The organism is Streptomyces sp. DF42 (genome assembly GCF_058267695.1).
Map to the genome: position 1 here is coordinate 2,337,595 of NZ_CM177859.1, position 21,447 is coordinate 2,359,041.

16 protein-coding genes and 1 pseudogene are annotated in these 21,447 nt (G+C 70.3%); 3 read left to right on the top strand and 14 right to left on the bottom strand.

Annotated features, from left to right (window positions below; genetic code table 11):
- The first annotated feature begins 24 nt into the window (after positions 1-24).
- Positions 25-2,679 carry an ABC transporter permease gene (locus ACYUED_RS10685; protein WP_491292036.1) on the top strand — a complete coding sequence of 885 codons (2,655 nt, stop codon included), beginning with the start codon at positions 25-27 and terminating at the stop codon, positions 2,677-2,679.
- A gap of 18 nt (positions 2,680-2,697) precedes the next feature.
- On the opposite strand, the gene ACYUED_RS10690 is transcribed toward ACYUED_RS10685, so the two are convergent.
- From ACYUED_RS10690 to ACYUED_RS10755, 14 genes and pseudogenes are all read right to left on the bottom strand, one after another.
- Positions 2,698-3,654, bottom strand: coding sequence for a proline-rich domain-containing protein (locus ACYUED_RS10690; protein ID WP_491292037.1), 957 nt, complete (start codon positions 3,652-3,654; stop codon positions 2,698-2,700).
- Positions 3,655-3,754: 100 nt separating this feature from the next.
- Positions 3,755-5,410, bottom strand: a complete 1,656-nt coding sequence (pgi, locus tag ACYUED_RS10695) for a glucose-6-phosphate isomerase (RefSeq protein WP_491292038.1) — start codon at positions 5,408-5,410, stop codon at positions 3,755-3,757.
- A gap of 52 nt (positions 5,411-5,462) precedes the next feature.
- Positions 5,463-6,734, bottom strand: a complete 1,272-nt coding sequence (locus ACYUED_RS10700) for an MFS transporter (protein WP_491292039.1) — start codon at positions 6,732-6,734, stop codon at positions 5,463-5,465.
- A gap of 147 nt (positions 6,735-6,881) precedes the next feature.
- A complete protein-coding gene (locus ACYUED_RS10705) occupies positions 6,882-7,217 on the bottom strand; it encodes an RNA polymerase-binding protein RbpA (protein WP_003976875.1) in 336 nt (111 codons plus the stop codon).
- A 213-nt stretch (positions 7,218-7,430) separates the two neighbouring features.
- Positions 7,431-7,661: a preprotein translocase subunit SecG gene (secG, locus tag ACYUED_RS10710; RefSeq protein WP_266520156.1), complete on the bottom strand. Its 231-nt coding sequence runs from the start codon at positions 7,659-7,661 to the stop codon at positions 7,431-7,433.
- Between the two features lie 104 nt (positions 7,662-7,765).
- Entirely contained in the window at positions 7,766-8,542 is a 777-nt protein-coding gene (tpiA, locus tag ACYUED_RS10715; protein ID WP_491292040.1) for a triose-phosphate isomerase, read from the bottom strand.
- Between the two features lie 5 nt (positions 8,543-8,547).
- Positions 8,548-9,759, bottom strand: coding sequence for a phosphoglycerate kinase (locus ACYUED_RS10720; RefSeq protein ID WP_491292041.1), 1,212 nt, complete (start codon positions 9,757-9,759; stop codon positions 8,548-8,550).
- A 133-nt stretch (positions 9,760-9,892) separates the two neighbouring features.
- Positions 9,893-10,903 carry a type I glyceraldehyde-3-phosphate dehydrogenase gene (gene gap, locus ACYUED_RS10725; protein ID WP_266512237.1) on the bottom strand — a complete coding sequence of 337 codons (1,011 nt, stop codon included), beginning with the start codon at positions 10,901-10,903 and terminating at the stop codon, positions 9,893-9,895.
- Positions 10,904-11,130: 227 nt separating this feature from the next.
- Positions 11,131-14,085: a M14 family metallopeptidase gene (locus ACYUED_RS10730; protein ID WP_491292042.1), complete on the bottom strand. Its 2,955-nt coding sequence runs from the start codon at positions 14,083-14,085 to the stop codon at positions 11,131-11,133.
- Between the two features lie 154 nt (positions 14,086-14,239).
- Positions 14,240-15,229 (bottom strand): DNA-binding protein WhiA, encoded by a 990-nt coding sequence (whiA, locus tag ACYUED_RS10735; protein ID WP_491292043.1) that lies wholly within the window; start codon positions 15,227-15,229, stop codon positions 14,240-14,242.
- On the bottom strand, positions 15,220-16,287 hold the full coding sequence (locus tag ACYUED_RS10740) for a gluconeogenesis factor YvcK family protein (RefSeq protein WP_491292044.1): 1,068 nt from the start codon (positions 16,285-16,287) through the stop codon (positions 15,220-15,222). Before ACYUED_RS10740 ends, whiA begins: the two co-directional genes overlap by 10 nt.
- On the bottom strand, positions 16,284-17,252 hold the full coding sequence (rapZ, locus tag ACYUED_RS10745; RefSeq protein ID WP_491292045.1) for an RNase adapter RapZ: 969 nt from the start codon (positions 17,250-17,252) through the stop codon (positions 16,284-16,286). Before rapZ ends, ACYUED_RS10740 begins: the two co-directional genes overlap by 4 nt.
- The gene (gene uvrC / locus ACYUED_RS10750; protein WP_491292046.1) at positions 17,249-19,306 is read right to left on the bottom strand and encodes an excinuclease ABC subunit UvrC; all 2,058 of its coding nucleotides are present in this window, start codon (positions 19,304-19,306) and stop codon (positions 17,249-17,251) included. The genes rapZ and uvrC overlap by 4 nt, the downstream gene beginning before the upstream one ends.
- Positions 19,307-19,390: 84 nt before the next feature.
- Positions 19,391-19,666 (bottom strand): annotated as a pseudogene (locus ACYUED_RS10755) (helix-turn-helix domain-containing protein); the annotation flags it as partial.
- Positions 19,667-20,042: 376 nt separating this feature from the next.
- Here ACYUED_RS10755 and ACYUED_RS10760 point away from each other — a divergent pair.
- Entirely contained in the window at positions 20,043-20,186 is a 144-nt protein-coding gene (locus ACYUED_RS10760) for a hypothetical protein (RefSeq protein WP_491292047.1), read from the top strand.
- 211 nt (positions 20,187-20,397) lie between these two features.
- A complete protein-coding gene (locus ACYUED_RS10765; protein WP_491292048.1) occupies positions 20,398-21,354 on the top strand; it encodes a hypothetical protein in 957 nt (318 codons plus the stop codon).
- Positions 21,355-21,447 lie beyond the last annotated feature (93 nt).

Sequence of the window (21,447 nt, forward strand, 5' to 3'; positions counted from 1 at the left end):
CGACCCCCGGAAGGGCTGAGCCGCATGCGGGCGACGTTGCGCTGGGCGCACTCCGATCTGCGCACGCATCGCGGTGAGGCGCTGTTCCTGGTGCTCGCGACCGCCGGGATAGTCGTGTCGCTGCTGCTGGCCACGGCGCTGTTCGGGTATGCCACCAACCCGTGGCAGCGGATCTTCACGCAGGAGCGCGGAGCGCACGTCTGGATCCACACCAGCGAGTCCGCCAAGGTGCGCAGACTGGCGGACGTGGCCGGAGTCGAGTCGGTCTCCGGCCCCTACCCCACCGCCCCCACCACCCTCGCCTCACGCGGCACCCGCGCGTCGGTCGAACTGCGTGCGACACCCGAGCGCCCCACCATCGGCCATCCGCTGCTCACCGCGGGCCGCTGGCTGGACCCCGCCACGCCCGACGGCGTGGTCCTGGAGAGCCGCCTCGCCCGCGCCCTGCTCGCCGAACCGGGCGACACGCTCACCCTGCCGGGCACGGCACGGACGGTGACCGTGCTGGGCGTGGCCGACAGCGCCGAGCCCCGCTACCGCCCCGGCGAGCAGCCGGGCCTGGTCTGGGCGCTCCCCTCCCTCGTTTCCCACCCCACCGGGCAGGTCATCGGCCTGCGCCTCAGCGACCCCGAGGACACGGCCTACGCCGTCCAGCGCGCCGTCACCGTCCTCGGCGCCGGTGCCATCGGCGAGGTCTCCACCTGGCAGCAGGCCCGGGCCGAGGCCCAGGGCGACAACCGGCTGCTCGGCCAGGTGCTGGGGTTGTTCGGGCTGGGCGCACTGATCGCCGCCGGGCTCGCCGTGCACGGCGCGATCGCCACCCGCATCCGCGGCCACCTGCGGGACATCTCGGTCCTGAAGGCGATCGGCTTCACCCCGGGCCAGGTCGTCCGCGTGTTCCTGCTCCAGCACATCGCCTACGCCGTCCTGGGCGCCGTGTCCGCGGCAGCACTCACCCAGTCCCTCGGCAGCCGTTTCCCGGGCCGCCTCGGAGACGCCCTCGGCGTATGGCAGAGCCTCCCCGGCCACACAGCGGCCCTCTTCGCCATCCCGGTGGGCGCGATCCTCTTCATCACCGCAACGACGGGCCTCGCGGCCTGGCGAGCGGGCCGGGTACCCCCGGTCCCGGTGACACGGCCTTCGGCTGTGAAGGGCGGAGGGGTGCCGGGGGCGGCTCGGCGGCGGGCGGGGGCCGAGTCCCGGGAGCCGGGGGCCGAGTCCCTGAAGCCGGGGGCGGGATCGCCGGGGATGTCGGGGCTTGGGTCCTTGCGGGGGACGGAGCCCGGAGCCAGGCAGGCAGCGGATCCGGGAGCCGGACAGGCGCTGGAGTCGGTGTCCGCGGGTCCGCCGGGCTTCCGACCGGCAGGTCCGGTGCGGCGGGGGCTCGGGCCGCGGCCGGCGACTGCGGCCGCCGGGCAGGACACCGGCCGCGTTTCGAGCCCGGCCCCACCGGCCTCGGCACAGGACGGCAGGAATCCCGCCCCGGCTCACGGCTACTCCGGCCCGCCTCCCACCGCTCGCTCCGGCGGGCAGCTCTCCGGGATGGCCCGGTGGGCGCTCGGGGTGGGGGTGCCGCCCGCCTTGGTGCTGGGGTGGCACACGGCCTTTGTCCGCAGGATGCGGTCGCTGGCCACCGTGGCCCGACTGGCGTTGCCCCTGCTGCTGATCGTCGTGGCGATGAGTGCCTGGACCACCATCGACCGTTTCCACAGCAGGCCCGAGCAGATGGGCCTGCCGACCGCGCTCACCGTCCACACGGACGCGGGTCTCAGCGACCCCGCCACCCGCGCACTGCTGGGGCGCGACCCGCAGGTCGCCGCCACCTACCCCGGCGTCGAGGTGGCCGCGCTGGTGCCCGGCCAGACGGCCACGATCGCCTTGCGCGGCCTGGGCACCCACCAGGAGCCCTACCCCTACGCCCTGGCCGACGGCCGGCGCGCGCACGGCAGCGACGAGGCGGTGGCCGGGCAGGGCTTCCTCGACCTGCTGCACGCCCGTGTCGGCGACTGGGTGCGGATCACGGTCGGCGAGCAGCCGCAGATCCTGCACATCGTGGGCCGCAGCATCGAACCGGAGAACGCCGGCCGGGTCATCTCCACCTCGCTCGACACCCTTCGCGAGAACGACCCCCACCTCACCCCGAGCCTCTACCAGCTCCGCCTGCGCCCGGGCGCCGACCCTCACACGGTCGCCGGCCGGCTGGCCACCGCCGGGCACGGGCATCTGGACGTGCACACCGTGACCAACCCGGCCGACGGGCTCTCCCCTCTGCGCTCGGTCGTCGCCGGGCTGATCGTCGTCCTCGCCCTCATCGGGCTCGTCGAACTGCTCACCGCGATCGGCGGCACGGTCCGCGAGGGCGAGCGCGATCTGCTCGCCCTCAAGGCCATCGGACTGTCCCCGCGCCAGATCACCGCGATCACGGTCACGGCCACCACCTGCACCGCGCTGGCCGCCGTCCTCGCCGGTACGGCCCTGGGCACGCCCCTCGCGCACTGGCTGATCGACACCCAGGGCAGATCGAGCGGCATCGGGGCGGGGATAGCCCAAGGACCGTCGCCCGCGCTGCTGATGCTGTTCGGCGCGGCCGCGGTGCTCGGCGCCGCCGGGCTCGCGGCCCTGCCCGCGGCACGTGCGGCACGACGACGGCTCGCGGACACCCTCGGCGCGCTGGCCTGACCGCAACGCGCGAGCGGGTCAACTCCCGTAGGGATTGCCGGAGTTGCCGTAAGGGTTGCCGGAGTTGCCGTAGGGACTCTGCGGGTGGTGCGGCGGGCGCGGGTCATACGGATTCCCGTATGGATTCCCGGACGGAGGACCCGCCGGATGACCCGACGGAGGACCGTACGGGTTGCCCTGCGGAGGGACGAAGCCGTTCGGGGCGTACTGCGGCGGTGGCGGCGGAGCGATCCGCGGCAGCGTGAGCGGATGTGCCGTCAGCCGGACGCCGTAGCGCTGTCTGAGCCGCCGCAGCTCCAGCACCGCGATCGCGGTGACCGTCACGGGAGCACCCAGGATGAACACGATGCCCATGGTGAGGCTCAGGCCGTGCAGATCGCCCGTGAACAGGTCGGGCAGGGCCATCAGCCAGGTCGTCACCGTGGCGAGCAGCGGCGGCAGGCCGCGGTGCACGGCGGCGGTGCCGAAGAAGTTCCCCGTGAGCTTGACCGCACCCGCGATCACGAACCACACCATCCAGAGTCCGGCGAGGCTCAGCACGAGTCTCGCGAGGATTCCGAACGCGTCGCCCAGCCGGAAGAGCAGCACGGTCACGAGGACCGAACCGATGAAGAGCAGCAGCAGCTTGAGCGCGTTGACGAGGGGCACCCGCAACTGCCGCACCGTGCCGCCCCGCCGCCACACGTAGAGCATCACGCCGACCGTCAGCGGGGTGAGGAACAACAGGACGACGGAAGCGGTGACCGCGTTGTCCAGCATCTCGTCGAAGGCGAACCCGCCCTCGACGAAGGTGTAGACGCCGAGCCCCGCGACCGCCCCCGCGATGACCCGCACCCGCTTGAGCTGCTCCACGGACGGGTCGACCGCCGGGGGGATCCACGCCGGATGGAACACCGCCCGCGCCATGTGATGAGGCTTCAGAAAGGACCGGGCTTCCAGCCTGTCGCTGAGCCAACTCCCTTGTGCGTTACTCACGGTGTGCTCCCCCGAGCGGTCGTGTTCATGATCGCCGGGGCAGTCTACGGGAAGCGGACGGCCAGGTGCCGCCTCGCTTCCCGGACCTGTGGCGGCGGTGTTACGCCCGCCCGCGCAGCTCCCGGTACTTGGCGACCAGTGCCGTGCTGGACTCGTCCAGACCCGGAACCTCCGCCCCCTCGGTCAGCGCCGGCTCGACCCGCTTGGCCAGCACCTTGCCGAGCTCGACGCCCCACTGGTCGAAGGAGTCGATGTTCCAGACCGCCCCCTGTACGAACACCTTGTGCTCGTACAGGGCGATCAACTGGCCGAGCACGGACGGCGTCAGCTCACGCGCGAGGATCGTCGTGGTCGGGTGGTCGCCCTTGAAGGTCTTGTGCGCCACCAGCTCCTCGGGCACGCCCTCCGCCCGCACCTCGTCCGGGGTCTTGCCGAAGGCGAGGGCCTGCGTCTGCGCGAAGAAGTTGGCCATCAGCAGGTCGTGCTGCGCCTTGAGCCCGTCGCTCAGCTCGCCCACCGGCTCGGCGAAGCCGATGAAGTCCGCCGGGATCAGCTTCGTGCCCTGGTGGATCAACTGGTAGTACGCGTGCTGCCCGTTGGTGCCCGGCGTGCCCCAGACCACCGGCCCGGTATGCCAGTCGACCTCCCGCCCGTCGCGGCCGACGTACTTGCCGTTGGACTCCATGTCCAGCTGTTGCAGATACGCCGTGAACTTGGACAGGTAGTGGCTGTACGGCAGCACGGCATGCGACTGGGCGTCGTGGAAGTTGCCGTACCAGATGCCCAACAGGCCGAGCAGCAACGGCACGTTGGACTCGGCGGGCGCCGACCTGAAGTGCTCGTCGACGAGCGCGAACCCGTCGAGCATCTCCCGGAAGCGGTCCGGGCCGATGGCGATCATCAGCGACAGGCCGATCGCCGAGTCGTACGAGTACCGTCCGCCGACCCAGTCCCAGAACTCGAACATGTTGGCCGTGTCGATGCCGAACTCGCCGACCTTCCCCGCGTTCGTCGACAGCGCCACGAAGTGCTTGGCGACGGCCTCCTGACCGGCCTTCAGCTCACGGAGCAGCCACTCACGCGCCGAGGTGGCGTTCGTGATGGTCTCGATGGTGGTGAAGGTCTTGGAGGCGATGACGAACAGCGTCTCCGCCGCGTCCAGGTCGCGGGTGGCCTCGTGCAGGTCGGCGCCGTCCACGTTCGACACGAAGCGGACCGTGAGGTCGCGGTCGGTGAAGCTGCGCAGCACCTCGTACGCCATCGCCGGACCGAGGTCGGAGCCGCCGATGCCGATGTTGACCACGTTCTTGATGCGCCTGCCGGTGTGGCCGGTCCAGGCGCCGGAGCGGACCCGCTCGGCGAAGCCGGCCATCCTGTCGAGGACCGCGTGCACATCAGGGACGACGTTCTCGCCCTCGACCTCGATCACCGCGTCGCGCGGCGCGCGCAGGGCGGTGTGCAACACGGCCCGGCCCTCGGTCGTGTTGATCTTCGCGCCGCGGAACATGGCGTCCCGCAGGCCGAACACATCCGTGGCGGCGGCCAGCTCGCGCAGCAGCCGCAGGGTCTCGTCGGTGACCAGGTGCTTGGAGTAGTCGACGTACAGGTCGCCCACCTGCAGCGTGCAGCCGGTGCCGCGGCCCGGGTCGGCGGTGAAGAGCTCCCGCAGACCGGTGCCGGCGAGCTCCTCACGGTGCTTGGCCAGCGCGGTCCACTCGGGCGTCTGGTTGAGCCTGGTACGGCCGTCTGCGTTCATGTCCGACTTCAGCCTTCTTTCGTGCCTGTCCCAGATGTTCCAACCTAATTGATCAGCGCGGGGGGTGAGCCGTCGTGGCGTCGCCGCCCGGCGCAACAACAGATACGTCCCGCTTGCGGGCAGATATCAGCGCGAGGACGGACAGGACGAAGAAGGCGGCGGCGAGCAGGGCCGGCGTGTTCGGCCCCCAGGCGGTGGCGACGGCCCCGCCGAGCAGGGCGCCCAGCGGGGCCCCGGCGACGGCCAGGGTGCGGAAGGCGGAGCTGACCCGGCCCAGCATCTCGGAGGGCGCGCGCTGCTGCATGAGGGTCGTGGTGTTGACGTTCCACACCATGCCCATGAAACCGAAGACGGCGAGGGCGGCCGCCGCCACGGCCAGGCGGCGCACACTGCCCAGGACCACGAGGGCGGCGATCTGCATCAGCCCGGCGAGCAGCACGGCCGGCGTGGGCCCGAGCCGCGCGGCGATCCGCCCGTTCACCACTCCCCCGGCCAGGCCGCCGGCCGCGTACGCGGTGGTCACCGCCGCGTATCCGGAGGTGCCGGCGTCCAGCCAGCCGGTCACCAGGATCACCAGCGTGGCGATCAGGGCACCCATCCCGATGTTGCACAGGGCCGTGGCGGTGCACAGTCCGCGCAGGGCCCGGTCGTGCCACAGGGTGCGCAGCCCGTCCGCGATCTCGCGGCGCAGGGTGCCGCCCGCCGGTCTCGGCGCGCGCTCGGGCGCTTCGGTTCGTGGCAGGGAGGCGACCAGCGCGGCGGCGAGCAGGAAGGTCCCCGCGTCGGCCGCGAAGGGAACGGCGGCTCCCGCGGCGATCAGCAGCGGCACCACGGGCGCCCCGATCAGGCCGCCCGCGATCTGCTGTCCGGTCATCAGACGCGCGTTGGCACGGCCGAGTGCCTCATGGTCGACCAGGGCGGGCAGCAGGGCCGTGGAGGCATTGTCGAAGAGCGTCTGGAGGGTGGTCAGTACGAAGGCGAGCGCGATGAGCAGCGCGATCGAGGCGTGCCCGGAGGCGACGGCCACGGCGAAGACGGCGACGAGCACTCCCCGTACCGCATCGACCGTCCACATGGCGCGCCGCTGGTCCACCCGGTCCGCGACCGCGCCGCCGAGCAGCCCGAAGACGATCCACGGCAGATAGCCGCAGGCGGTCACCGACGCGATGAGCAGGGGCCGGCTCGTCAGCGAGGTGGCGAGCAGGGGCAGCGCCGCGCCCCGCAGTGCGTCCCCGAACCGGGAGACCACCGCGGCCGTCCACAGCCGCCCGAATCCCCCACGCCACACGGGCGCGAACGCGCCCGTCCCCTCGACCGCCGCCACGTCTCCCCCTCACGATTCGCCGATGCACAAACCGTAGAGGGCACCACTGACAATCGGTCCGCGGACGGCCGGCCGCCGGTGACGGAACAGGCCGGTGACGAAACACCTCCGGCCAGGCACCCTGGGTACCCGGCCGGCTCTCAACTCCTAGATCTCTCCCCGCAGTTTCGCGAGCGCCTCGGCGAGGATCGCCTCGCCGTCCGCGTCGCTGCGCCGCTCCCGGACGTACGCGAGGTGCGTCTTGTAGGGCTCGGTGCGCGGCGGGTCCGGCGGGTTGTCCCGGTCCTGTCCGGCCGGGAAGCCGCAGCGCGGACAGTCCCAGGTCTCCGGAACCTGCGCGTCGCTGGCGAAGCTGGGCTGCGTCTCGTGCCCGTTGGAGCACCAGAAGGAGATGCGCAGACGCGGCGCGGACTCGCCGCGCTCGGCCTCGCCCATCGGCCCCGCCCCGACCCGGCTTCCTCGGATCGCGTTGCCACTTGCCACGGTCGTAACTCCCTGCGTGATGGTGCCGCGAAGCGAGTCGGCGTGTCGCTTCGTTGCGAGCGCCTCAGTCTACGTAAGGCCCAACGCGCGTCCAGTGATGGGAGTTACATCCCCTACATCCAGACGCAAGCCCCATGATAGGCCGCGCTCAGCTGCGCGTACCGAACATGGGGCCTTACGTGCGGAATCCAGGTGCTGTGTGTGCGTTGCTGCTCAGCTGTTCGTCTTCATGATGATGCCGAGTACGACAATGCACGCGAACCACAGCAGACCGATCACCACGGTGATGCGGTCGAGGTTGCGCTCGGCGACAGAGGAGCCGCCGACGGATGACTGCATGCCGCCGCCGAACATGTCGGAGAGGCCGCCGCCCTTCCCCTTGTGCATCAGCACCAGCAGCATCATCAGCAGGCTGAAGACGATCAGGGCGATCGAGAACCCCAAAACCACGGCTGGACCAACTCTCTCGGATTCGGATGAACGACGGGGGCACGGCAGCTCCCTACCATGCCCCCGCAAGGGTACGACGGATCGCCGCTATGGCCTACTCACTGGTCGCGGAAGCGCACGATCTTGACGAACTCGTCCGCGTCCAGGGAGGCACCGCCGACCAGGGCACCGTCGATGTCGGCCTTGGCCATGATCTCGGCGACGTTGCCGGCCTTCACGGAGCCGCCGTACTGGATGCGCACCTGGTCGGCGAGCTCCTGGGTGTACAGCTCGGCGATCTTGCCGCGGATGGCGGCGCAGACCTCCTGGGCGTCGTCGGCGCCGCAGACCTTGCCGGTGCCGATGGCCCACACCGGCTCGTAGGCGATGACGATCGTCTCGGCCTGCTCGGCCGGGAGGTCCTTGAGGCCGCCCTCGACCTGGGCGAGCGTGTGCGTGACGTGGTTGCCCGCCTCGCGGACCTCCAGCTCCTCACCGACGCACAGGATCGGGGTCAGACCGTGCTTGTAGGCGGCCTTGACCTTGGCGTTGACCAGTTCGTCGGTCTCGTTGTGGTACTGGCGGCGCTCGGAGTGGCCGATCGCCACGTACGTGCACTTCAGCTTGGCCAGCATCGAGCCGGAGATCTCGCCGGTGTAGGCGCCGGAGTCGTGCGCCGAGATGTCCTGGGAGCCGTACTTGATCTTGAGCTTGTCGCCGTCGACCAGGGTCTGCACGGAGCGCAGGTCGGTGAAGGGCGGCAGGACGGCGACCTCTACGGCCTCGTAGTCCTTGTCCGCGAGAGCGAAGGCGAGCTTCTGGACGTGGGCGATGGCCTCGAGGTGGTTGAGGTTCATCTTCCAGTTGCCCGCCATCAGCGGCGTGCGCGTGCTCATAAAGGTCAGTCCTCCAGTGCGGCGAGGCCGGGGAGCGTCTTGCCCTCGAGGTATTCGAGGGAGGCGCCGCCGCCGGTCGAGATGTGTCCGAACGCGTTCTCGTCGAAGCCCAGGAGGCGCACGGCCGCGGCGGAGTCGCCGCCGCCGACGACCGTGAAGGCCGGGGAGTCGAGGAGGGCCTGGGCGACCGCCTTGGTGCCCTCGGCGAAATCGGGGTGCTCGAAGACGCCCATCGGGCCGTTCCAGAAGACGGTGGCGGCGTCGGTGATCTTCGAGGCGTACAGCTTGCGGGACTCCGGACCGATGTCCAGGCCCATCTGGTCGGCGGGGATCGCGTCGGCGGCGACGGCGGTGGCACCGGCCGAAGCCTTGGTCTTCAGGTCCGGGAACCCGGGCCCGACCACCGCGTCGACGGGCAGGACCAACTCGACACCGGTCTTCTCCGCGCGCTCGACGTACTCAAGGACCGCCGGGATCTGGTCCTCCTGAAGGAGGGACTTGCCGATCTCGTAGCCCTTGGCCTTGAGGAAGGTGTACGCCATGCCGCCGCCGATGAGGATGCGGTCGGCCTTGCCGAGCAGCTGGTCGATGACGGCGAGCTTGTCGGAGACCTTGGCGCCGCCGAGGGCGACGACGTACGGCCGCTTGACGTCGTCGGTGAGCTTCTTCAGGACGGCGACCTCGTTCGTGATGAGGTAGCCGGCGGCGTGCGGCAGACGGGCCGGGAGGTCGAAGACCGAGGCGTGCTTGCGGTGCACCGCGCCGAAGCCGTCCCCGACGTAGACGTCCGCGAGCTGGGCCAGCTGGTCCGCGAAAGCGCCGCGCTCGGCGGCGTCCTTGCTGGTCTCGCCGGCGTTGAAACGCAGGTTCTCGATCACGGCGACCTGACCGTCGGCGAGGCCCGCGACGGTGGACCCGGCGGAGTCACCGACCGTGTCGGTCGCGAACGCCACGTCCGCGCCGAGGAGTTCACCCAGGCGCACGGCGGCGGGGGCGAGGGAGAAGGCCGGGTCCGGCGCGCCCTTGGGGCGGCCGAGGTGCGAGGCCACGACGACGCGCGCGCCGGCCTCAGCGAGGGCCTTCACGGTGGGCAGCACGGCGCGGATACGGCCGTCGTCGGTGATGGTGGTGCCGTCCAGCGGCACGTTGAGGTCGGCGCGGACGAAGACCCGCTTGCCGGTCACGCCTTCGGCGAGGAGTTCGTCGATCGTCTTCATTGAGAGGGCTCCCGAGGAGGACTTGTGGTGCTCGTGATCGTAAGAGGGCCGATCCGTACGTGAGTCAGGGCCCGGGCGGCGCGTCACTGCGCCGCCCGAGCCCTGCCGTCACATCAAGTGCCTGCTCTGTGGATCAGAGCTGGTTGCCGACGAAGACCGTGAGGTCGACGAGGCGGTTGGAGTAGCCCCACTCGTTGTCGTACCAGCCGAGGATCTTCACCGAGTTGCCCTCCTGGACCATGGTCAGGGAGGAGTCGAAGGTGCAGGAGGCCGGGTCGCTGACGATGTCCGAGGAGACGATCGGGTCCTCGGTGTAGGCCAGGTAGCCCTTGAGATCGCCGTCCTCGGAGGCCTTCTTGAACGCGGCGTTGACCTCGTCCTTGGTGACCTCGCGCTGGAGCGTCACGACGAGGTCGGTGGCGGAACCGGTCGGGACCGGGACGCGCATCGCGATGCCGTCGAGCTTGCCCTTGAGCTGCGGGAGGACCAGGGCGGTGGCCTTGGCGGCACCGGTCGTGGTCGGGATGATGTTCTCGGCGGCGGCGCGGGCGCGACGCAGGTCCGAGTGCGGGAAGTCCAGGATGCGCTGGTCGTTGGTGTACGCGTGGACCGTCGTCATCAGACCCTTGACGATGCCGAAGTTCTCGTCGAGGACCTTGGCCATCGGCGCCACACAGTTGGTGGTGCAGGAGGCGTTGGAGATGACGTGGTGGTTGGCCGCGTCGTACTTGTCCTGGTTGACGCCCATCACGATGGTGATGTCCTCGTCCTTGGCCGGAGCCGAGATGAGGACCTTCTTGGCGCCGCCCGCGATGTGCTTCTCGGCGTCGGCCTTCTTGGTGAAGATGCCGGTCGACTCGATGACGATGTCGACGCCGAGGTCGCCCCACGGGATGTCGGCGGGGTTGCGCTCGGAAAGGACCTTGATGGTCTTGCCGTCGACCGTGATGGTGTCGGCGGTGTGGGAGACCTCGTGCTTGAGGCGGCCCAGGATGGTGTCGTATTTCAGCAGGTGAGCGGTGGTCGCTGTGTCACCCAGGTCGTTGACAGCCACGATCTCGATGTCTGCACCCTGCTCCAGCAGTGCGCGGAAGTAGTTGCGACCGATACGACCGAAGCCGTTGATGCCTACGCGGATCGTCACGAACCGATCTCCTCGTTGGTACGCCGGCTATGCGGTGCCGGCGAGCTCTGTTTGGGATGTCCCCGACCACCCCCGACCCTACCTCCCTGCGGGCCCCGCGGTGACATCGAGATGCCCCATACACGGGCAGGCGGTCCGTACCCGCCAGTACGGGTACGGACCGCCTGCCCGAAAGGTCTGATCACTCTTTCTGACTACGGAGTGCTGGTCATCGTTGACCAGGTGGTTCAGCCTCGGAGAGCAGCGAGTGCCTTCTTGACGAGGGCATTACGATCCGCGGCCGCGCGGACGTGCTCCAGACCGAAGCCCAGCAGGACGCTCCGGTCGGTGGTGATCGCGCCGTACGTCTTGAACAGTGCCCCGGTACGCGCCCAGTCCTTGAGCACGGCCGGGCTGCCCGCGGGCGGTCCGCTCACCCCCCAGGCGCCGAGCGACGTCTCGAAGCCCTCGGTCTGCGTCGCCGTGCCACCGACGACGAGCGAGGCCTCGTCGGCGAGGACGCCGTGGCCGCCCGTGCTGGGGTCGGTGACATAGCTGATGGAGACCTCGACGGACTTTCCGGCGTAGGCGCTCAGGTCGTAGTTGACCTGCTGCCAGCCGCTGGAGGCGCCGGTGAGGCTGTTCCAGGAGCCGCTGGTGCCGCTCGCGGTGCAGCCGCCGGAGGCGACGGTGAGGTAGTGCTTGAGCCACGGGTGCTCTTTCACCAGGAAGCCCGCCTCGCACTCCGCCGGCACCTTCTGGCTGGTGGCGCCGCCTGCCTCCGGCAACGTCGTCCAGTCGTCGGCACCGGTGGTGTGCGCCTCGACGATCACGTGGTCGTAGCCGGGTTCGGTGTCCCACAGCAGCCGGCTGCGCAGGGTGGGCTGCTGGGCCGCGGTGACGCCGGTGAGGTCGACGGTGCGGGTGAGGCGCTTGTAGGAGTCGTCGGAGTGGACGGCCGCGGCCATGGAGGAGCCCGCGTACGGCGCGTACGGGTCGACGGTCCCGGCGAACCGGCCCGCGCCCGCGCTCGCGAACTGCGGGTAGGTGCCGACGGGCAGTTCCTCGGAGGTGACGCTGTAGGTGCCCGCCTTGTCGAGCGGGTTGCCGGGCGCAGCACCGAGCGCACCGCTGAAGCCGTCGAGTCTGCCGGAACCGGTGATGCCGGTGGCCCCGGGCGTCGATGTACGCGAATAGGCGCCCAGGTAGTACTGACTGAAGTCGTTCGACAGGGTGCCGCCGCCGAGATCGACGTTGCCGCCGGCCTGCTCGCCCGCCTCGATCAGCTTGCCGCCCTCGTTGAGGAAGGCGCGGAGCTGAAGCTGGGTGGCGTTGCCGGGGACGCTCGCGCCGGTGTAGTGGACGACCGTTCTGAAGTGCTTCAGCACGCCGAGCGCGTCGGGCGCGCCCTGGGTGGCGACGTCCCAGACGATCGCCTTGCGGCCGTTCGCCTTCAGCGCGTCCACGTACGTCTGTGCCTGCGTGGCGGCAGCGCCCTCCTCGGCGACGACGAGTGTGTCGGCCTTGGGCCGCTGGGCGACGGTGTAGGTGAAGTGCCCGCTGGAGACCTTCTTGCCGCTCTTCGACTTCCCGGTGAACCAGACCTCGACCTTGTCGCCCGGGTCGCCGTCCTTGACCTTGGCCCGGTACTCGTCGAAGTGCAGGTTGTCCGCGCCGCCGTACGTCTCGCCGCCCTTCCAGGACCTGAGCGCCACGTCCTTGGTACGGCCGCCGTCGACGCGGTACTTGAGCTCCTTGTCGCGGACGGCCTTGCGTACGACGACGGAGACCGTCTGGTCAGCGCCGCGGGAGTACGACGTGGAGAACGTCGCCGGGTTGAAGTCGGCGGCGGTCAGGCCGAGCGAGGAGGACGGCGTGTCGGGGTGCGGGGCGGTCTCGGCGACCGACAGCGCGAACGGAACGTTCTTCGCGAACTCCGCCTGGATCAGCTTCTCGTCGTCCGGGAAGTTGAAGACCGACTGGCAGTCGGCCGCGTTCCACTGGTCGCCCGGGTCGACGTTCGAGGCGGTCTGGCAGGTCGACATCTCGGGGGTGAACATCGACATGCCGTTGACGTTCCCCGCGTGACCGTCCGCCTCGCCGTTGGTCGTGTACAGCTCCGAGGAGACCTGCGGGTGGTAGCCGGGGATCGCGGAGTTGTCCGGCGAACCGGCGAGGGCCTTGTAGACGACGTCGTCCGGGGTCGGCGTGGCGACCTGCCAGCCGACGCCGTAGAGGAGGAGTTCGGCGGCGGAGTGGTAGTTGATGGCGTACGTGAAGCCGATCCGCTTCTCGAAGGCGTCGAGCGCCTTGGTCTCGGGCTCGGAGCCGGGGCTCGCACCGCGATAGGTCTCACTCGTCGGGTTGGGCGACGAACCCTCGTCGTCGTAGCCCCACTTGTAGGCGAAGTTGCGGTTGAGGTCGACGCCGTCGCCGGTGGAGATGACACCGTCGCCGTTGACGTCGCGCAGGTTCTTGCGCCACAGGCGGGTGTCGGAGTTCCGGAACGTGTAGTCGTAGCCGTCGGGGTTGGCGGAGATCACGAACCACAGCTCGGTCGAGTCGACGATCTTCCTGATGCGTTTGTCCGTCTTGTAGTTGTCCAGGTAGTAGTGCATCAGCCGGCGGGTCATCTCCGGCGTGATCCACTCGCGCGCGTGCTGGTTGGACATGTAGAGGACGGAGGGCTTCGAACCGTCCTTGGACTTCTTCGCGCCCTTGGTCAGTTTGACCGCGAGGATGTCCTGGCCGCCCACCGTCCTGCCGATGGAGACGACCTTGGTGAGGTTCGGGTTCTCCTGCCCGGTCCGGACGATCTCCTCCTTGAGCCCACCGCTTCCGCCGTACGGGCGGAACACGCCCTGTGCGGCAGCGTCGACACGCTTCTCCGCCCTGGCCGAAAGGGTGTGCTCGGTGAGGTCGACGCCCTGTTTCTCCAGCTTGTGGGCCTGCTGGTCCGTCAGATAGACCTCGACCGATGCGGTGCCCTTGTCCGGGACCTGCTCACCGAGTTCGTGACTGTCCTGTCCGGCCGCCAGCAGCAGGGGTACCTGCCTGGCGGTGACGTCGGCGCGGAAGACCTTGACCTCGTTGGGGTCGGATCCCTGCGAACTTGCGTTCTGCGCCTGGGCGATGGGTGCGAGGCTCGCTCCGCCGATCACAAGCGCGCCGGCAGCGAGGATCGATCTCGCTCTAGGTCTCATGAACCCCCCTAGCAGTGGTCCGCCACAGTGGCGAACTGCTGCCAGGTTCATGACACTCCATGATCGAGTCAAGGGTGCCCCAGGGACAGACAACGCCGGTGCCGACGCCCCAACAGGGCATCGGCACCGGCGTGTTGACCGATCTTTCGCGCAGTCAGCCGACGAGGTTGTCGGCCATCTCCTCGGTGATGCTGGACTCCGTGCCGGGAATGCCGATGTCGGAGGCGCGCTTGTCGGCCATCGCGAGCAGCCGCCGGATACGGCCGGCGACGGCGTCCTTGGTCAACGGCGGGTCGGCGAGCGCGCCCAGCTCCTCCAGCGAGGCCTGCTTGTGGTCCATGCGCAGGCGCCCGGCGGCGGCGAGGTGCTCGGGGACCTCCTCGCCGAGGATCTCCAGGGCGCGCTGGACACGGGCACCGGCCGCGACCGCCGCGCGGGCGGAGCGGCGCAGGTTGGCGTCGTCGAAGTTGGCGAGCCTGTTCGCCGTCGCCCGCACCTCGCGGCGCATCCGGCGCTCCTCCCAGGCCAGCACCGACTCGTGCGCGCCGAGGCGGGTGAGCAGGGCGCCGATCGCGTCGCCGTCACGGACGACCACCCGGTCCACTCCGCGCACCTCACGGGCCTTGGCGGCGATCGACAGCCGGCGGGCGGCGCCGACCAGGGCGAGGGCGGCCTCGGGCCCTGGGCAGGTCACCTCCAGGGAGGACGAGCGGCCGGGCTCGGTCAGCGAGCCGTGCGCGAGGAAGGCCCCACGCCAGGCGGCCTCCGCGTCGCAGGTGGCCCCCGAGACCACCTGCGGGGGCAGACCCCGGATCGGGCGGCCCCGGCCGTCCACCAGGCCGGTCTGCCGGGCCAGCTGATCACCTCCGGCGACGACCCGGACGACATAGCGCGAACCGCGCCGCAGTCCGCCCGGTGCCATCACGATCAGTTCGGAACTGTGGCCGAAGATCTCCAGGATGTCCCGCTTCAGGCGCCGGGCCGCCATCGCGGTATCCAGCTCCGCCTCGATCACGATGCGCCCGCTGACCAGGTGAAGGCCGCCGGCGAACCGCAGAATGGCGGAGACCTCCGCCTTCCTGCAGCAGGTCCGGGTGACGGGGAGCCGGGAGATCTCGTCCTTCACCGCTGCCGTCATCGCCATGGGCCGATCCTTCCATGCATCCGAAAAATACGGTCGTACGCGGCGGCCAGCAGCTCCGGGTCGTGCCGAGGGGTTCCGTCCCTCCGGGCCACCGGCGCCAGCTCGACCGCGGCTCCGAGTCGCTTGGCAGCTTCGGTGAGCACGTCGCGGTCGGGCACGGCGGCCTCGTCGGCCAGCACCACGTCCAGGGCGAGTTTAGGGGCGTGTCGTCCCAAAACCTCCAAATGACGCTGCGGTGAGAAGCCTTCGGTTTCTCCGGGCTGCGGGGCGAGGTTCAGCGGGAGCACCCGGCGCGCCTTGGTCTCGATGAGCGCGTCCAGCAGATCTGGCACGAGGAGGTGTGGGATGACCGACGAGAACCAGGAGCCCGGGCCGAGAACCACCCAGTCGGCGTCCAGGACCGCCTCGACGGCCTCGGGCACGGCCGGCGGGTCGTGCGGCACGAGGTGAACGGACTGCACCTCGCCGGGCGTCAGCGCCACAGTCGCCTGTCCGCGCACGGTCTCGACGTCCTCGGGCCGCTCCGGGAGGTGCCCCTTGACCAGTGCCTGCAGTTCCAGGGGTACGGCGGACATGGGCAGCACCCGCCCGTGCGCGCCGAGCAGCTTGCCGACCAGGTCGAGGGCCTGGACGTGATCGCCGAGCTGTTCCCAGAGGGCGACGATCAGGAGGTTGCCGACGGCGTGCTCGTGCAGGTCGCCCTTGGACTGGAAGCGGTGCTGGATGACCCGGGCCCAGGTCTGGCCCCAGTCGTCGTCGCCGCACAGCGCGGCCAGCGCCTTGCGCAGGTCGCCGGGCGGCAGTACGCCCAGCTCGTCACGCAGGCGTCCGCTGGAGCCGCCGTCGTCGGCCACGGTGACGACGGCGGTGAGGTCGCCGGTGATCCGGCGCAGTGCGGCGAGCGAGGCGGACAGGCCCATGCCGCCGCCGAGGGCGACCACCTTGGGCTGGGCGCCGCGTCGGCGGGGCCTGGCACCGCGGGTCTCGACGGGCCGGCTCGCCCGCCCCTCGGGCACCGTCCGGCGCAGCCTGCTCAGCCGCGAAGAACGTCCTGTCATTCCCGTCCCATGTCCCGGTGCACGACCACCGTCTCCACACCCTCGGCCACGAGGCGCGCGGCGAGCTTCTCCGAGGTGGCCACCGAGCGGTGCTTGCCGCCGGTGCAGCCGATGGCGATGGTCACGTACCTCTTGCCTTCGCGGCGGTAGCCGGCCGCGATGAGCCGGAGCAGTTCGGCATAGCGGTCGAGGAACTCCTTGGCGCCGGGCTGGTTGAAGATGTAGGCCGACACCTCCTCGTTGAGGCCGGTGAAGGGGCGCAGCTCCGGGATCCAGTGCGGGTTGGGCAAGAACCGCATGTCCGCGACCAGGTCGGCGTCGACCGGGAGGCCGTACTTGAAGCCGAAGGACATGACGGTGGCCCGCAGCTCCGGCTCCTCCTCGCCGGCGAACTGGGCGTCCATCTTGGCGCGCAGCTCGTGCACGTTCAGGCTGGAGGTGTCGATCACCAGGTCGGCGTCGCCACGCAGCTCGCGCAGCAGTTCGCGCTCGGCGGCGATGCCGTCGACGATGCGGCCGTCACCCTGGAGGGGGTGCGGGCGGCGCACCGACTCGAAGCGGCGCACCAGGGCCTCGTCGGAGGACTCCAGGAAGACGATCCGCCGGGTGACGTGCTTGGACTCCAGGTCGGCGAGGGAGTCGCGGAGGTTGTCGAAGAAGCGGCGGCCGCGGACGTCGACGACGACCGCGATCCTGGCCACGTTGCCCTGCGAGCGCGCGCCGAGTTCCACCATGGTGGGGATCAGGGCGGGCGGCAGGTTGTCGACGACGAACCAGCCGAGGTCCTCAAGGCACTTGGCGGCCGTCGACCTGCCCGCACCGGACATGCCGGAGATGATCACCAGCTCCGGGATGGCCGACTCGGGCACCCCGGGTGTTTCGCTGCCCGTACTCACCTGTGCTCCGTCTCCGGCTGGGCCGTCTCCGGCTGGGGTCTGTTGCCCGTCGTGCTCGTTCACATTCATGTCTCCTGCCCCCGTCGTTCGTCCGGGGCGCCCATCGTCACGGGCTCCCCACTGGAACCCGTGGTGCCGGGTTCCTCCTCCATGATCTCTCCAGTCGCCGTGTTCACGGCGGGCGCGGCCGGGACCGCCTGCGCGAGGGCCACGGCAATGGTCTCGGCCGTCTTGCGGCCTATGCCGGGAACCTCGCAGATCTCGTCGATGGTGGCGGATCGCAGTTTCTTCAACGAACCGAAGTGCTTGAGAAGTGCCTGCTTGCGGGTGTCCCCGAGGCCGGGCACGTCGTCCAGGGGGCTCGACCGGAAGCGCTTGGCCCGCTTGGTGCGCTGGTAGGTGATCGCGAAGCGGTGCGCCTCGTCGCGGACGCGCTGCAGCAGGTAGAGACCCTCGCTGGTGCGGGGCAGGACCACCGGGTCGTCGTCCGGCAGCCACACCTCCTCCAGACGCTTGGCCAGGCCGCACACCGCGACATCGTCGATGCCGAGCTCGACGAGGGCCCTCTTGGCGGCCGCGACCTGGGGCTGCCCGCCGTCGACGACGACGAGCTGGGGCGGGTAGGCGAACTTCTTGGGCCTGCCGTCCTCGTCCTTGAGGCCGTTGCCGAGATCACCGTCGAGATGGCTCTCCTGGCCGTCGTCGACCCACTCGCCGGTCTTCTCCTTCTCGACGAGGTACCTCCTGAAGCGGCGGGTGATCACCTCGTGCATGGAGCGGACGTCGTCCTGACCTTCGAAGCCCTTGATCTGGAAGCGGCGGTACTCGCTCTTGCGCTGCAGGCCGTCCTCGAAGACGACCATGGACGCCACGACGTCGTCGCCCTGGAGGTGCGAGATGTCGTAGCACTCGATCCGCAGGGGTGCGCTGTCCAGGTCGAGGGCGTCGGCGATCTCCTCCAGGGCCCGCGAGCGCGTGGTCAGGTCGGAGGCGCGCTTGGTCTTGTGGAGCACCAGGGACTGCTGGGCGTTGCGCTCCACCGTCTCCATCAGGGCCTTCTTGTCGCCGCGCTGCGGGATGCGCAGGGAGACGCCCGAGCCCCGGCGCTCGGCGAGCCACTGCTGGACGGGCTCGACCGGGTCGGGCAGGGCGGGGACGAGGACCTCCTTGGGGACGGAGTCGCCCTTCTCCTCGCCGTACAGCTGCTGCAGGGCGTGCTCGACGAGGGCGCCGGTGGTGATCTCCTCGACCTTGTCGGTGACCCAGCCGCGCTGGCCACGCACGCGTCCGCCGCGGACGTGGAAGATCTGGACGGCCGCCTCGAGCTCGTCCTCGGCGACCGCGATCAGGTCGGCGTCGGTCGCGTCGGCGAGCACGACCGCGCTCTTCTCCATGGCCTTCTTCAGGGCCCCGATGTCGTCACGCAGGCGGGCCGCCCGCTCGTACTCCATGTCCTCGGCCGCCTGGGCCATCTGCTTCTCCAGGCGGCGGAGGTACGTCCCCGTGCGGCCGGCCATGAAGTCGCAGAACTCCTCGGCCAGTTCGTCGTGCTCCTCGGCCGAGACGCGGCCGACGCAGGGCGCCGAGCACTTGCCGATGTAGCCGAGCAGACAGGGCCGGCCGGTGCGCTCGGCGTTCTTGAAGACGCCGGCCGAGCAGGTGCGCACGGGGAAGACCCGCAGGAGGAGGTCCACGGTGTCGCGGATCGCCCACGCGTGTCCGTACGGCCCGAAGTAGCGCACGCCCTTGCGCTTGTGTCCGCGCATCACCTGGACGCGCGGAAATTCCTCGTTCATGGTCACCGCGAGGTAGGGATAGCTCTTGTCGTCGCGGTACTTGACGTTGAACCGGGGGTCGAACTCCTTGATCCAGGAGTACTCCAGCTGCAGGGCCTCGACCTCTGTGGACACCACGGTCCACTCCACGGACGCGGCCGTGGTGACCATCGTCCGAGTGCGCGGGTGCAGGTTCGTCAGGTCCTGGAAGTAGTTCGCCAGGCGCTGGCGCAGGCTCTTCGCCTTTCCGACGTAGATCACCCGGCGGTGCTCGTCGCGGAACCTGTACACCCCCGGGGAGTCCGGGATCGCACCCGGCCTGGGGCGGTAGCTGGAGGGATCGGCCATGTCTCACACCCTACTGGCGAGGGCTGACACTGCGGCCGGCCTGTGGACAACCCCGCTGCGGGGACTACCCGGACTCCAGGAACGTAGAACGGCCAGGACGCGGCGGTGGTCGTAGGTGTCCCCGGTGGGGCGGAGTCTGCCCGGGATGCTGCGGACGTGTTTCTCGACGGTGCCCTCGACGCCCCACAGCCTGCGGCCTATGCCCGCGTTCGAGCGGCCCTCCGCCATCAGGGCCAGGACCTCGCGCTCCCGGGCACTGAAGTGGGACAAGGGGGCGTCGCGGGGGTTGGCGGCGAACAGCTCCGCCACCAGCGAGGGGCCGACGACCGATCCGCCCCGGCGGATGCGCTCGAGGGCCTGCGCGCCAAGCCCCTGCAAGGTGAGCAGGTCGGCGGGATGGGCCGCCCCTGGAGCCGGCGACCACCCCCAGAACCGGACGGCTGACGCACCGAGTCTTTCCGGCTGGCTGGAACTCTCAATCACCTGCTGATTGGCACCCTGTCGGCATGGCCATGCCCTGTCTTCTCGTCGATGACAGCATCCGGTTCCTGGAGGCCGCGCGCACCCTGCTCGAACGCGACGGAGTACCCCTCCCCGGCCTTGCCCCGACGGGTGCGGAGGCTCTCGCGCGCGACGGAGCTCGCCCCCGGACATCGTCCTGGCGGACCTGGACCTCAACGGCTAGAGCGATTTCGACGTCGCGGCGGAACTGGCCGACCGCGTCTGCTCCGTCATCATGCTGATCTCCACGCACTCCCCGGAGGACTTCCAAAGACTCGTCGCCGCCGGTGCCGCCCAAGTGTTCCTGCAGAAATCCGGCCTGTCGGCGCGGGCGATCAGGGAGGTTCTCGGCGCCGACGGGACGACTGCACCGGCCTGAGAGAGCCGATCGTGTCTCGGCCAGGAGTACGCCGCTGTTGGGCGTCAGGTGTTGTCGGGACTTGGTCAACACGCTTCAATGCGGGGGAACTCGGGGCCGTGAACGGCGGCGTACGGATGGGAAGACGCCCCGGCGCCGACGGGGAGGCCCCGGCAGACAGCACGAACCCGGCCCGACCAGCCGTAGCGAGCATTCACAGAAAGGCCCCTGCATGCCGCACGCCACACAGCACGCGGACGTCGCCACCGTCGCCACAGCGGAACTGGACTCGGCCCTGCGGGGTGGCCCCTTCCATGCCGCGCTGCGTGCCGCGATCGCCGCCCGTGGGCTGCCGCTGCAGCGCGTGCAGCACCATCTGTCGCGCTACGGGGTCAAGGTCGGCGTCACCAGCCTGAGTTACTGGCAGCAGGGTGCCCGGCGACCGCAGCGCCCCGAGTCCCTGCGGGCCGTGCGGGCGCTGGAGGAGATCCTGCAGCTGCCGGAGGAGTCCCTGATCCGGCTGCTCGCGGAGACCGCCGAAGGCCCGTCCGCACCACGGACCGCGGGCCGTTCCTACCGCTCCCTCGTGGAGGCGTCGGGCGTCCTGGAACGGCTGCTGGCCGAACTGGGCTCGCCCCTGGACAGCGGGCTGCACACCCTGGGGCATCACGAGCGGATACGGATCGGATCGCACCGCGAGCTGGCGGGGCGGGAGTCCCACCACATCGTGCGCGCCCACAAGGACGGCGTCGACCGCTTCGTGGCGGTCCACCACGGCGACCCGGGGTGCGCTCCGGAGCGCATGGGGGTGCACGCGCTGGAGAACTGCCGCACGGGACGCATACGCGTGCACCACGAGACCGGTGTGCTCGTCGCCGAGCTCCTCTTCGACACCCGCCTGCGGGCCGGCGACACCTTCCTGTTCCGCTACGGCATCGAGGACGGCACCGCGGGTGTGTGCCGCGAGTACGTCCGCAGCTTCGGGCCCGCGGGCGGGCAGTACGCCCTCCAGGTGCGCTTCGACGAACAGGCCCTGCCGTCCCACTGCCACCGCTTCGCCCAGCACTCTCCGGCGGCCCCACGCAGCGGCCGCCAGGAACTCGCCCTCACGGGCCGCCACCACTCGGTCCACCTCGTCGAGCCCCGGGTGCGGTCGGGGATCGTGGGGATCGGGTGGGACTGGGAGTGAACCGGACGTAAGGGCCGGCTCACGCAGAGCTCCGCGGTGAGGGAATCCCTGCGGGCGGGCGGGAATCCCCCGCAGGCGCACGGGCGGTGACGT